Origin of the sequence: Wolbachia endosymbiont (group A) of Machimus atricapillus, assembly GCF_964027095.1 — a bacterium.
Lineage (GTDB): Bacteria > Pseudomonadota > Alphaproteobacteria > Rickettsiales > Anaplasmataceae > Wolbachia.
The window spans coordinates 714,736-728,798 of record NZ_OZ034727.1 but is presented as its reverse complement, the minus strand read 5'-3'; the positions used below and the strand labels follow the sequence as shown (position 1 = coordinate 728,798).

Annotated in this window: 8 protein-coding genes and 4 pseudogenes; 9 read left to right on the top strand and 3 right to left on the bottom strand. The window is 34.8% G+C overall.

The features are described from left to right. Positions 1 to 61: 61 nt before the first annotated feature. A complete protein-coding gene (locus tag AAGD68_RS03575; protein ID WP_265045491.1) occupies positions 62 to 4,162 on the bottom strand; it encodes a lipase family protein in 4,101 nt (1,366 codons plus the stop codon). A 419-nt stretch (positions 4,163 to 4,581) separates the two neighbouring features. Here AAGD68_RS03575 and AAGD68_RS03570 point away from each other — a divergent pair, with 419 nt between their 5' ends. The 7 genes and pseudogenes from AAGD68_RS03570 to AAGD68_RS03540 all read left to right on the top strand — a co-directional run. Next, positions 4,582 to 4,935: a hypothetical protein gene (locus AAGD68_RS03570; RefSeq protein WP_265045492.1), complete on the top strand. Its 354-nt coding sequence runs from the start codon at positions 4,582 to 4,584 to the stop codon at positions 4,933 to 4,935. 11 nt (positions 4,936 to 4,946) lie between these two features. Next, positions 4,947 to 8,216: a DEAD/DEAH box helicase gene (locus tag AAGD68_RS03565; RefSeq protein WP_341814120.1), complete on the top strand. Its 3,270-nt coding sequence runs from the start codon at positions 4,947 to 4,949 to the stop codon at positions 8,214 to 8,216. Between the two features lie 498 nt (positions 8,217 to 8,714). Further along, positions 8,715 to 9,047, top strand: a pseudogene (locus AAGD68_RS03560) (Holliday junction resolvase); the annotation flags it as partial. Positions 9,048 to 9,052: 5 nt separating this feature from the next. Then, a pseudogene (locus AAGD68_RS03555) lies at positions 9,053 to 9,793 on the top strand (terminase gpA endonuclease subunit); the annotation flags it as partial. Then, complete coding sequence (locus AAGD68_RS03550) at positions 9,780 to 10,004, top strand: gpW family protein (protein WP_253309098.1); 225 nt, start codon at positions 9,780 to 9,782, stop codon at positions 10,002 to 10,004. The pseudogene AAGD68_RS03555 and the gene AAGD68_RS03550, both read left to right, overlap by 14 nt. Before the next feature lie 26 nt (positions 10,005 to 10,030). After that, a complete protein-coding gene (locus tag AAGD68_RS03545; protein WP_253309097.1) occupies positions 10,031 to 11,062 on the top strand; it encodes a YhcG family protein in 1,032 nt (343 codons plus the stop codon). Next, positions 11,062 to 11,371, top strand: a pseudogene (locus tag AAGD68_RS03540) (phage portal protein); the annotation flags it as partial. The gene AAGD68_RS03545 and the pseudogene AAGD68_RS03540, both read left to right, overlap by 1 nt. Positions 11,372 to 11,490: 119 nt before the next feature. Here AAGD68_RS03540 and AAGD68_RS03535 read toward each other — a convergent pair. Both AAGD68_RS03535 and AAGD68_RS03530 read right to left on the bottom strand, forming a co-directional pair. After that, entirely contained in the window at positions 11,491 to 11,823 is a 333-nt protein-coding gene (locus tag AAGD68_RS03535) for a hypothetical protein (RefSeq protein WP_253309096.1), read from the bottom strand. A gap of 126 nt (positions 11,824 to 11,949) precedes the next feature. Continuing rightward, complete coding sequence (locus AAGD68_RS03530) at positions 11,950 to 12,549, bottom strand: ankyrin repeat domain-containing protein (protein ID WP_341814119.1); 600 nt, start codon at positions 12,547 to 12,549, stop codon at positions 11,950 to 11,952. A 249-nt stretch (positions 12,550 to 12,798) separates the two neighbouring features. Between AAGD68_RS03530 and AAGD68_RS03525 the strand changes: the two are divergent. After that, positions 12,799 to 12,873, top strand: a pseudogene (locus AAGD68_RS03525) (head decoration protein); the annotation flags it as partial. After that, positions 12,871 to 13,881, top strand: coding sequence for a recombinase zinc beta ribbon domain-containing protein (locus AAGD68_RS03520; protein ID WP_309166913.1), 1,011 nt, complete (start codon positions 12,871 to 12,873; stop codon positions 13,879 to 13,881). The pseudogene AAGD68_RS03525 and the gene AAGD68_RS03520, both read left to right, overlap by 3 nt. The last annotated feature ends 182 nt before the right edge of the window (positions 13,882 to 14,063 follow it).

Genomic DNA, 14,063 nt, shown 5'->3' with positions numbered 1-14,063 from the left:
TAATTAACATGATGATAATTAATTATTAAATGGTAAACTACTATATTTATTCTTCAACTTATTATACAATGGATGCACTAGCTGGAGGTTTAACATTACTACCCTCAAGTAAACTTGAAGGCCTATTACAACTAGCTGGAGGTTCAACTAAATTTGAAGGTCTGTTACAGTAATATATGATTGTAGCTGCAACTAGACAACAAGCTCCAACTGCTATTCCTACCATTAGCATTTCCAAGTAAACTGCAATAGCTATCCCTGTAGCAACTCCGGTTATTGCTAACATAGCAGCAGCTATCACAGGCAACTTACTTTTTGCATTTTGTGGAGCAGGGTTGTTTTTGTCTGGATAACTAGGTTGTTTGCTGTTACCTTGAACATTATTTACTTGGTTAGAGTCTTTACTAGCTACTAAAGGTACCCCTGTTGGTATTAGTTTTGGTTGTGTATCTTTTTTACCACTATTCTTATCTAAACTTTTAGGTGCAGCTAGTTGAACAGATGGTGCAGTACCATCTTTATTAATAAATTGTTGAACAGTAGCTTGTAACTGAATTTCACTTGAATCACTATGATTATCATTACTAATAACGGAAGCTGCTACATCATCTCCAACTGATATATCTTGAGCAGTTTGTGCAGCAAGTTCTTCTGATTTCTTGAGAACTATAGGAATTGCTTGTTGAACAGGAATTTGTTTATCCTCACCATCGCTACTGATAATAGAGGTTGATTGATCATTTATAGTAGTGCTACCGACTTCTACATCATCACTTTGAATATTAGAAACAGAATCACTTGGTTGTTGATCGTTGCCATGAGTATTATTTTCTTGTTCTAAGGCTGGTGTTTTAACAGTAGAAAAATTAGTAATAGCATTGACAGTTCTACTATTAGATTCACCTCTTGTAAACAAGTCCATAAGTGCTTTTGCTATTTTTTGAAGTCCTCCTTGACTTGCTTTACTAATATCATTAAAACCCAAGGATACGGAACTACCAGTGGAGGTAGAAACTACGACTTGTGATATCCCAGCGTTAAGAAACTTCTGTACTATCTCACTAATATTACCAGCAATAAACTCGACTGAAAGCCCAGTAGCATTCTTTTTATAAAACTTGTTAAGAATTTTAGCACCACCATGAGGAACAACCTGTTGAGTACCCAAAGTTGCAACACGCAAATCTCCTGCATTTCCTGTTTTGGTAATGACATCTCCCATACCGTAACCTGTACTTGCTACAAGCTCTTTTTCATTACTTGGTACAAGTATTTGTTCAGGAATTCCTGGAGTGTTACTGCTACCAGCTTTTTCAGCATTCATTTGCTGATTCTCATCACTCTGCACTGCGATTTGTACATTATTATTGCTATGATCACCTAAAGATGAATTCGTTGAAGAAACTTCAGCTATTGTTAACGTTGAGATAGCTGCGGTAGAAGAAGAACCTCCATTAAGTTTATTACTCTTTTTCTCTTTCTTCATAAGTGCCAAGCTTCCTGGATAGTTATCAATTAAGGTTTTCAATAGCCTCAGACTAATAGTGTCTCCACTGAGATAATAATTACTGTTAACAAAAAAAGCAATATCAGGAACGTTAACTTTTAACCCTTCACCTCTTTCATGTCTAGGTAAAGATGGCATCACAAAGGTTATAAACCCGTCTTCACCAGGTTCAGAATCCTCATAAATTACTACTTTCTGTTCATTACTAGATCCAGAATATTTCATCATTTCAGAAAGTGAAGCATCTTTATGTTTGTTCTTTACTTGTTTAAAATACTGCTCATCACCATTTGAATGGGTATTTGGAATGAGGTAACTTGGTGCAGTGAATACATTATAGAATGCTGTAACAAGGTAAGAAGGATAATAGTATATAGATACACTATTATCAGACTTAAATTGGTCAGGTTCAATATTTATAATAAGATTGCGATATATGTCTAATGAATGGGCATAAGAATCACTAGTTGCCCTTAATTGTTCACCCACGTGCTTATAACCCATAGAACCAGATGGTAATGAAGGTATGAAATCTGATTGATTAACTACTCTAATAGTTTTCTTTCCAAGGCGCTCTTCATAAACCTTAGCAGCAGAAGGGTCAAAAACCCTTGGAGAAGCAAAAGTTGCAACATGCAAATCTTCTGCACCCTCTCTTACACTTAAACATAGAGCAGCTATGGTGGCAATGGCACCTCCCATACTATGACCTGTAAGGTTAATTTTAAAATCTTTAATTTCTAACTTTTGATCATTAGCATACCCTCTTAGTATCTCATAAACACTGCCCCAAGAATCCTTAAATAAAGAATAAAAACCTGAGTGGATCTTTCCACCTTCAGGTAAAAGCCCAGGTGCACAAATTAAAGGTATTCTAATATCTGTAATATAGTCAAAGAGATTACGACTACCGCGGTAAACTATAGTTATTTCCTTATCTTTTATAAAAACGTAACCAGCATGTCGATATTGTTTACCATCATTCACGTTATAAAACTGAACAATTTTATATCCTTCTTCCTTAAGTTTAGCTGGAACTTTATAAGATCTTTCCTCTAACTCAGAAAACTTTTGACTATTAAGGTTATAATCACTAACATAATAGCCTATCTTAACAAAATTGATGATTTCTAATAACTTCTCTTGGCTAAATCCTGCAATTTCAGTTTTATTTGGTCCTAAAATACCTGGCCTTTGCTCTTCTTGAATATCAGTTATTTCAAATTTATCTTGTTCTAGATTTGAATCATCTTCATTAAGTTCCTCATTAAACTGACCGGCAACATTATTATCTACACTTATAAAAGTATGACAAGCGTTTTGATATCTTTGTTGGATGGTTAAAAACTCCACTCCTGAATTTTCAGCGAGTTTCAATATAAAATTTGTGTACACATTTTGAATAATTGAGGAATGTTTTTCACGTATAACATTATCTAAAATAGTAACTAGACTATTTTGCAAGAAGGTCTGCCTATCTGTATCGCCTGAAAATTTGGAATCATTTTTAATTAAATCTAGTACTTTTATTATAAAATCTGTACTGCCAGTACATGAGGCGGCTTGCAAAACTAGGTCATAAATTTTTTGTTTTTTTTCCTTACGTCCATTACCTGCACTATCAATATTTTTTAGAACCTGGTTTTTAATTTGTTCAATAATTTTCTCATCTGCAAATGCTTCTTTATAGATTTCTTGAATTATTGAACCTTTCTTTTCAATACGTTCTCTGCACAAGTACTCAACAATTGAAACATGCTCCTGGCTTATTACAGTTTCTAAAAAAGTAACAATACACTTTTTTAATAGATCTTTTTTAGCCTGATCATCAATATATCTTTCAAGTGAATCCAGTACTATCTTCATAAAGTCTTTATTTTTAGCGAGAGATGCTGTTTCAAGTACACCATATAAAGAGTCAGGGCTACCTTCTTGCAATACTGCTTTAAGATCTCCTAAGACATCTTCTACAAGAACTGAGTTCAATAAATTCTGCTCTTTTCTTAGCGCTATAATTGAGAAAAAGCCAATCTTGTTGAGCTCGTTAAGTTGTACAACTTGATCTTTTAATTCAATATAAAGGTCAGGAAATCTCTCTATAAAAGCTGCAATATATTTTTGACTGCCAATAAGTAGAGGTAAAAGACTCAAATTTCCTTCAGCAAAAAGTATGTCCTGGTATTTTTCTGCAAGTTTGTCATTAGCTGCAATTGCTAAAAGTACCAGCTCTTTTACTGGATAACTATAATTGCATTTTACTTGATCAAAACTATATTGTGACAGTATATTTGAATATATATGTCGATGATCGCTTCTCTTTTCTAAGTCCAAGTTAAGTTGATTTAAACAGAAATTTTTGAGATTTTCATTATCTAATTTAACAGGTTGACCATCATAATCTTCAATGCTTCGTACAATCGTATCTAATTCTTTATAATTATTATACTCTATGGCATTATTTAGAATATTTATTATTTTAGCAAAAGTTAAACTTTCAGGAACTACAACAAATAAATCTTCTACTTCAATATCTGAACCTTCAGAATGGTGATGCTCCTTAACTTCAGCTTCCTCTTGATTTACATTAACCCAACTTGAATCTTCAGTTGGCAAACTTGCAGTACTTGATGTTAAAGAATTAGTTTGAATAACCAATATATTACCCCTATTAATATAACTTCTTAAGTATACCACTAAACATTAATTTTGCCAAGCAAACCTTTTAACCCCAATTCTGTATGGTCACAGAGAGTGATGAATTGTAAATAAATTAGGAGCACTGGTTACATATAAATTCATAAGGTTTTGAGAGTTTTAAGTCTTTTTGTATAGTCTTGGTTGCACTTTTATGCAGCTCAACATAAGTAAATTTGATCTATAGCAACAAACAAATGCTTATTTTAACTTATTTCTGTTGGCGTTTTATAGTAGTAATTGATGTTAAACCGTTCTAAAATTGGTAGCTTGCTCTGAAGAAACACTATAGTTGTTTAAGGTGGGTTTGATATATTTAGAAAAATTATCTATAAGATTAATATTCAATTTATTTATATTGAAATATACGATTTTATAAAATGACTATTTATGGAAGAACATGGTGGAGTAAGAAGTGGCTTCAATGCCTTGGTGGAGTTGACTGCGATAATCGATTACAACGTGGTAGAACCTATGCCAATGATGGGAGAGTCTCTGGTATTAAAATTAATAGTAATGTAATCGTAGCTAAAGTTTATGGTTCGGGTCAATCATATAGAGTTGAAGTTATACTAAGAGAATTCAATGCTTCAGAGAAGCATGCCATTCATCAAATTATAAAAACTTCACCAGCTATATTATCTCGGTTAATAAACAGACGTTACCGAGCAGCTTACTTGATAAACTCAATGATTCTGGCATTAAGTTGTTTCCCTCAAAATGGAAAGAAATAAAAACAATCAGCTTGTTTGATAAACTCAATAATTTTTACACTAAATTGTTTTCTTTAAAATGGAGAGAAGTAAGAACGATTAATTTGCTTGATAAGCTCAATGATCTTGGTACGAAATTGTTTACTTCAGAGCGGAAAGAAATAAATGCAAGATGCAATTGTCCTGATTGGGCTGTACCTTGTAAGCATATTGCTGCTGTAATTTATCTTATTGCTAAAGAGATTGATAGAAATCCTTTATTGGCTTTTAATATTCGTAATTGTAACTTACTAGCATTCATTGATGATTTTTGGGATGGAAAATTAGGAGATGTTCAAAAAATCTTAACGCTTGATGATGTATTTAAACCATGCGATCAAGCAACTTCCAATCAAGTAATTTTAGATAACATTGACTTATCAACTATTCCTGACCTTGCTAATTGTGTTTGCAGTATTTTGACGAATAATCCGCTTTTTTTTGAGAAAAACTTTTGCCATACCTTGCAAACAGCTTATAAGCATTGGCAAAGATATCCCACAGGAAATCAGTCTTTTACAGAAGAAGAACTGTTTATTGAGAAATGGGTGCATATCGAACATTGGCAAACATTTCAACTATTTATTGATGATCGTTATCAACTGATTCAGGTAAACAATGGTATAAGTAAGTTATTTGCAACCGATAAAAATTTACCAAAAAATGTAGCACAATTTTTAAACGACATTCCTAATTCGTTACTTCACAGGCTTAATCCTGAACTTCGCTTCATGCATATGATTTCACAGTTTGCACATATGCTGATGGAAAAGTCAGCGCTAATACCACAAGTATTACAAAACAAAAGAGAAGAAATTATAATGAGATGGATTCCTGCGTTGTTTAATGAATCAGTTAAGGAAATTCATAGCAAGATATCATCTATTTGTCCGCCTCTATTGGTGCAGTACAAGGGACGTGCTATAGAACCAGAGGAACAGGTAAATGTTGCTACTTCTCTCATCCTTTTAGGATATATAACAAACAATTTTCCTGTATCACTTGATGAATATAAATATGTGAACATCTTTAGACTGTTTTTCACTGGCAAGTATCAAAAGTTTCATGGACTAATCGACAAAGAAAAATCGCAAATAATTAATGTCTGGTTGTCACACCTTTACTTAGCAGGTAAACCATACAAATTTCATTTAATTATACGGGATCATTACGACAGATTTGAACTTGACGTACAGATATCTCTGGACGGTACAGAGCCACCGATGAAATTAGATAAGGCACTTCCTAATCAAAATAAAGAATTAAGACTGAGTATTTTATCTGACCTTGCATTTTTGCTTGAGCATATACCAGAATTAGAAAAATCAATCAACAGTAATCGTACATTATTTCTATACTTAGATCGTTTCTCATCAGTGTTTACAGACACTTTGCCGATATTAAGAACGATTGGCATTGTAGCTGTTTTACCAGAATCCTTGCAAAAAGTCTTCAAACCGCAATTAAGTCTTAACTTGTCTACTAAAGATGAAATAAAAGAAGAAGATGATGATAATCACGAAATCTTCATGATGTTTGAGGACATATTAAAGTTTGATTGGAGAGTAGCAATAGGTGATAAGAAGTTTAGTATTTCAGAGTTTAAGAGGCTACTAAAAAACTCTCGTAAACTTGTGCGTATTATGGATCAGTATGTACTTCTAGATGACAAACAAGTAGGAGGTTTACTAAAGAAACTTGATAAGCTACCTAATTCTCTCAATCGAGCAGAACTCGTGCAAGCTGTTTTAACAGGTGAGTTGGATGAAACTAAAGTAGCATTTGACCAGCAGCTTACAAGCTTGTTTAAAAAACTTAACACTTATACACCTGTAACTACGCCAAACAATCTGACAGCACAATTGCGCCCATATCAAGAACGCGGATTTAGCTGGCTTGTACAGAACATAGAAAGTGGGTTTGGTAGCATAATTGCTGATGATATGGGTCTTGGTAAGACTATACAAGTTATTGCAGCTATTCTATATTGTAAAAATGCAGGATTTTTAAATCGGGATAGAGTTTTGATAGTAGCTCCAACAAGCATATTAAGTAATTGGCAACGAGAGATGGAACGTTTTGCACCAGAATTAAAGCTTTTCATCTATCACGGACAAAATCGAGAATTAGCAAGTGATTATGATGTGGCTCTAACATCTTATGGTATTGCACGTAGCGATAAGAGAGAACTTGACAAAGTTGGATGGTTTTTGCTCGTAATTGATGAAGCACAAAATATTAAGAACCGTGACGCTGACCAAACCAGAGCAATTAAAGCTATAAAAGCAAAATGTAGAATAGCTATGAGTGGTACACCTGTTGAGAATAGACTGCTAGAGTATTGGAGTATTTTTGATTTTACCAATAAATCTTACCTAGGTAGTGCTACCCAGTTTAAGACCAACTTTGCAATACCAATTGAGAAAGAGAGAGATAAATCTTGCCTAGAAAGGTTCATGAAAATAACTAGCCCTTTTATGTTACGTAAACTTAAGAGCGATAAAAGCATTATTCAGGATTTACCAGATAAAATTGAGAGTAATTGTTATTGTTTTCTCACTCCAGAGCAAGCGGCTCTTTACCAAGAAGTTGTTGATGCGAATATGGGAAAAATAGAAAAAAGTGAAGGAATTGAACGTAAGGGACTAATCTTTAAACTTATCAATGCTTTAAAGCAAATTTGTAACCATCCATCACAGTTTGGCAAGAAAAAGCGTGCGAGTATTGAACAATCCGGTAAAATGCAGATGCTTGAGGAAATATTGATTAGTATTGGTGAAGTTGCAGAAAAATCATTGATATTTACTCAATACACTGAAATGGGTGAAATTATATCTAAATTGCTTGAAGAAAGGTTTGAATCAAAAGTGCCATTTTTACATGGAGGACTGTCCCGTAAAGCACGAGACGAAATGGTTAATGACTTTCAAAACTTATTCCAGTCCAACATTCTTATAGTGTCTTTAAAAGCTGGAGGAACAGGACTTAATTTAACAGCAGCAAATCATGTAATACATTATGACTTATGGTGGAACCCAGCAGTGGAAGCACAAGCAACAGATCGGGCCTATCGTATCGGGCAAGAACGTAATGTTATAGTGTACAGGCTACTTTCAACAGGTACATTTGAAGAGCGTATTGATGAGATGATTCAAAGCAAGAAGGAATTGGCAAACCTAACTATAAGTAGTGGCGAGAGTTGGATTACAGAATTTAACAATGACCGGTTAAGAGATTTAGTTAATATAAAAAATGCACTATAATATATCTGAGTTATTTAATGTAAAGAACCAGATAACTACCGCTCAATAGTTCAAAATAGAGACAAAGATCAAAATTTATGTCTCCAACAGAAAAGCTTCTTTTGTAGTAGTCAAAAAAAGCAGAGATATAGGGCTTTCTGAAGGGAGGCTCTTGAAATTAAAACCAAAAAGATACAGTTTTACATAGCCCATTTCAATTGTCTCTACTGCAACCCAATTCTTTAAAACGTTTTAGAGGATTGTTATAGCGTTATTAGTGATTTGGATAGAGAGATAGCACCTTTATCAAAAACCCATGTAACCTCTTTAAAATCCCGACAAACAGTTATTTCCAAAATGGAAACAACTCAAATAGCGAAGACTTCTGTTGTAAAAAACGTAATTAGCTGCCTTAAAATTATTTTAACTTTTTTTCACATTTTTTGGACGAATTTCTGAGAATTTACGTATATATATTACATGCATATATTTGCTGTCTCTAGATGAAAATTTCCAGTTATGTCAATCCTAACACTCGACCTCGGCAAGCAAACCGGCTGGGCAATTCTTACAGATGGAGTAATCCAAAGTGGCAGTGAGAGTTTTCACTCTAGCCGTTTCAGCGGAGGTGGCATGTGCTTTTTAAGTTTTAGTAATTGGCTTAATTCCTTGAAAGACATTTCTACAGTGTACTTTGAGGAGGTAAGGAGACACCTTGGAACTGATGCTGCGCATTGTTATGGTGGTTTCTTTGCTGTTTTAGCTGCTTGGTGTGAAAAGCATCATATACCTTATCAAGGTGTACCTGTCAAGACGATAAAACGTTTTATCACCGGTAAAGGCAATGCAAGTGTGGCAAAGTAGTGTTAACGGCAGGGGTTGATGTACAAAAAGATCGTTTAGAGGCAGAAATTGTAGCATGGGGAAGAAATCGAGAAAGTTGGTCAATAGACTACCAAGTATTTGAAGGAGATCCGGGAGGAGAAGAAGTATGGGGAAAACTTTCGGAATTATTAAATCATCATTTTATCGGTGAAAATGGTCTTGAATACATGATAAGCATGATGGCGGTAGATGCTGGGTATGCAACACAAGAGGTATACAACTGGGTAAGAGGTCACCAGGGCTCTGGGAGAGTAATGGCAGTGAAAGGGGCAAACAAAGCGCTAGTGCCACTTAGCAGCCCAAGTAGAGTTGATGTAACAGTTAGCGGACAAAAGCTAAAGAGAGGAATGAAGCTGTGGCCAGTTGGGGTATCGATATTAAAGTCAGAGCTTTTTCAGCTACTTAATGTTTTAACAGAAGGGGCGCCGGGGTATTGTCATTTTCCAGAGTATACACCTGAGTATTTTAAACAGCTAACCGCAGAGCAACTAATTACCAAGGTAGTAAAAGGATATACCAAACAAGAGTGGCAAAAGATAAGAGACCGAAATGAAGTACTAGATTGCAGAGTTTACGCAAGAGCTGCGTCTATTGCCCTGGGGATTGATAGATGGCCAGAGAGTAAATGGGAGAGTTTAGTAGGTGAAAAAACTAAAAAGCCTAAAAAGGTAAGAAAGAGTAGATGGCTGGGTGAGAAGAATGTACAGCAGTGAATATTTAGCCCAAGTTGAAGAAGCGATAAAGAAGCTGCAAAGCGGGGAAAGGGTTGTCTCAATTGCATATGGTGACCATGTAGTTCGGTACGGGGAAGTTCAAATAAAGGATTTATTGGAGCTCAGGCAACGAATCAAAGCAGAGTTAAAAGTTGCAGGTGTGAAGCCGAAGAGAAAGATTGTTATTGCAACGAATAAAGGGATCATATAATGATAAAAATCGTTGAAAGGAACACTATGACAAAAATTATAGGAAAAGAATATACAGAATTTTTAGAGCAGTTGAAAGAACATATTGCTATTAGTCGTTATAAGGCAGCAAGAACAGTAAATAAAGAACTGCTACTGCTTTATCATTATATTGGAACGCGGATTCTAGAAAAACAAAAGAGTCAGAGTTGGGGATCTAAAGTAATTGAGCAGTTAAGTAGAGACTTAAAGGCTGAATTCCCGGAAATGAAAGGTTTTAGCACGAGAAACTTGAAATATATGCGTCAATTTGCAGTGGAGTATCAAGATATTGAATTTGTGCAACAACTTGTTGCCCAATTGCCGTGGGGACATAATGTATTTCTAATGGACTTAGTTCAGGACAAAGAAGCGAGGCTATTCTACATAAAAGAAGCTATTGAACATGGCTGGTCACGTAACATTATGGTGATGCAGATAGAGCTTGGTCTACATAAACGTCAAGGGAAAGCTATTACTAACTTTGAAGAAAAATTACCATCTCCACAATCCGATCTAGCACATTACACATTAAAAGATCCATATATTTTTGATTTTTTAAGTATAGGTAAGGATGCTCACGAAAGAGAAGTAGAAAAGGGACTTGTAGGGCATATGGAAAAATTTCTGTTAGAACTCGGTGAGGGATTTGCATTTGTTGGTAGACAATTTCATTTAGATGTTGGTAATAAAGACTTTTATATTGATTTATTATTCTATCATTTAAAGTTACGTTGCTTCATAGTAATTGAACTAAAAGATAAAGATTTTAAACCAGAGTATGCAGGTAAAATGAATTTTTATCTTTCCGCAGTTGACGATTTACTGAAGCACTCGACAGATCAACCTTCTATAGGGTTAATCTTATGTAAATCTAAAGACGATGTACTTGCTAAATATACACTCAAAGACATAAATAAACCAATAGGATTAGCGGAATATCGAATAACTGAAAATCTACCAGAAAACATCAAAACAGCTTTGCCAACAATAGAAGAGTTAGAAGCTGAATTATCGAAAGTTTCAGATAAGGAAAAGTAATGCTACTAAAATCATTCAAGCAATTATTCCGCAAACCACCAAAGTCTAAAGGTTCAGCATGGAGGTTCAGGAAGGAGATTATTGCACTTTCAACCAGAGTCAGGAAGTATAAATAGCTTACTTTCCCAAAGCCTTGAACACTTACGCAGTCGGTCTCGTGATATGGTAAGAAAGAACTCCTATGCAGCAAACATAATCGATACGATAGTGAGTAATTGCGTTGGAACAGGAATAAAACCGCAATCAAAAGCTAAAGATGCAGAGTTTCGGAAAAAAGTGCAAGAATTATGGCTGAGATGGACAGATGAACCAACAGGACCAGAGCCTGCGATGATAATGTTTTTCATTTTTACCTCATATGAACCACCTAATGCTAGGCTTACCATAATATGAGATATAATGTAACAGTTTTTTTATTTAGAAATAGACTACTGTGGTGATTGCTGTGCTGCTACAAAACGCTCATATTCTACTTTTGCCATTTTAGTACTGGGTTTAAACGCTTCATATGTAATACGACCAGCTGCAAGTGCTGCTACTGTAACTAAAGCTGCTGCGCCTATTATACGTGGTGCATCTGGTGTAATATTGCCAGTTGTGAAAAGTGTTATTGCTGCTACAGCGCCTAGTAACAGTGTTGAATAACGAACAAAGAGGCCTCCATTGCGTGCTTTTTCAAATTGTGCTAAACACCCATCACCAGACCCAGGTGAAAGCTTACTATTACCCACAAATAAAAACATAGTATTGTATTTACTCAAATAATTTAATTTTATTAACCTGAAATCTTATTGGATTAAAATTATTAAACTAAGAGTTATAATTTTAGCAACTAAAAGCTGTAAATTGCACCATATAAACAGTTATTTCAAGCAAAAGTTATGCCATTAAGAGCTATGCAACAAACATTTATATTTGTGGGTAATAGTAAGAGGTGAAAGGAGCCATGCACGCCCGTATACATAGCTATATACTGGAGTTTCACTATTTTTATCCTTCACCCAAGAATCTGCACCATTTTGTATGAGAAGCCGTATTATAGATTCACTACCACTAACTGCAGCATAATGTAAAGGAGTACATTCCCAGATATCTTTTGTATGAACATTTGCGCCGTTTTTTATTAGAATCCTTGCTGCTTCTAGCTGATTACTTTCAGCAGCTGCATGTAAAGGAGTATGGCTATGCTTGCCATCAACATCTGCACCACTTTCTATCAGAATTTTTATTATGTTCGTATGGCCATGTTTAGCAGCTACATGCAGTAATGTACCTTGCCAACTAGCAATATTAGTAGTAAATTGGCAGTCTAATGAAAACTTACTTTCTTTCCATACATTATATTCTTCCTTTGCTAATGCTCCTTCAAATCCACTATCTAGTTTGCTTTTCTCTTCTAGTTTTTTCTTTATCTTTTTAACTATATTATTCGAGTTTAAATCTTGATCATTATTTAATACTTCCAGTATTTCATGTAGCGGCTCCATAATCACCCTCTCTCTTTAATTAAATAATACATTATGACTACCCTGTAGAAGAGAGTCAATTAAAAGGCATTTGAGGCAAAACTTTCTACAAATTAAATTATGTAAAAAAATGTTTGCACATTATGTAATTGTTCAATATAAATGGCATTAATTGTCAAGATAAGGTGTTTTATGCAAGCTGCAGAGCAAAAAACAGAACAGCAAATATTATCAAAAGAACTAAGAGAGGATAAAAGGCTACAGTTAACAAATATAACTGAAGAGCAAAAAGCTGCAGCAATAAAGCAACTTGAAACACGAGGGATCATCATCCGCAAGGGAGTGTGGAACGTATGTACAATCCATAGAATATTAAGAAATCAAGCATACAAAGGAGAAGCGGCATTTGGTAAGTCGAAGGTAGGGCCAATAAGAAAAGCAGTGAGGGCAAGATGGAAAGTGCGCAAAAGGAACTATTCTGTTTATCGTACTGATGAGGAGAATTGGATAAAAATAACAATACCAAGGATAATTGAAGAGGAATTATTCGATATAGTACAAAAACAACTTGATGAAAATAGAAAGAGATCAAGAATACAACGAAGTGGAAGAAGGCACCTATTACAAGGACTAATGGTATGTCAGTGTTGCAAATATGCCTACTATGCAGCAAAAAACGCTAAGGGAGGAAGGAGCTACTATCGTTGTACTGGTACAGATGCAAGCCGTTTTGGCGGGACTAGAGTATGTAGCAACAAATCAATACGCATGGAGATACTAGAACCAGTTATATGGGAAGAAATGAAGAAGGTATTGAAAGACACGGATAAAGTTGCAAAAGAACATCAACTTATGCTTTTAGAACATAAAAATAAGCAACCAAATGATGAGATTGAAAAAGAAATAAGCAAATTAGAACAAGGTATCAAAAGACTAAATTATGTCTATGTTCGAGAACGCATAACTCAGGAGGAATATGATCTAGAAGCTGAGGAAATAGAGAAGAAGTTAAAAGCAATGAGAAACCAGAAGGAAGAGGTGGTTGATGAAAAGGAACTACAGAGGGAAATAGATTTTATCATAAGTAGTATAAAAGGTTTTGCCTCTGTGGTTGAATCAGAACTTGGTCAAGCAGATTGGGAGGCTAAGCTTAATATAATTAGAGCATTAGTCAAACGCGTTGAAATTGATCACGATAATATACATATAGTGTTTCGATTTCAAGAACTTGCCCTGGCGGAAATGCAGAAAAAAAATGTTCAACATTATATCAGGAGTCCAGTATTACGTAATTGGCGTCTTATTTTTAATTTTTTGTACTATGCGCACCTTATGTCTTCACAACATTTCTAGCTATATAAGCTGAAACGCGCTTATAAAGCGTTTAAGACAGTATAGAACGCCAATTTGCAGGATTAGAGAGTGACAACTAGCTAACACGGGATTTCTTTTACCTTTTTTTCTGCTTAGTAAATTTCTTAAACATTTAAACTAAGGTGAGTTGCATTTAAAAGCAGCTGAGTCGCGGTTATTAG

Bases quoted from the DNA above. Each gene is read 5' to 3' on its own strand.
- AAGD68_RS03570 (WP_265045492.1), top strand. From the start codon at position 4,582: ATGACTATTTATGGAAGAACATGGTGGAGTAAGAAGTGGCTTCAATGC.
- AAGD68_RS03550 (WP_253309098.1), top strand. From the start codon at position 9,780: ATGTACAGCAGTGAATATTTAGCCCAAGTTGAAGAAGCGATAAAGAAG.
- AAGD68_RS03545 (WP_253309097.1), top strand. From the start codon at position 10,031: ATGACAAAAATTATAGGAAAAGAATATACAGAATTTTTAGAGCAGTTG.
- AAGD68_RS03530 (WP_341814119.1), bottom strand. From the start codon at position 12,549: ATGGAGCCGCTACATGAAATACTGGAAGTATTAAATAATGATCAAGAT.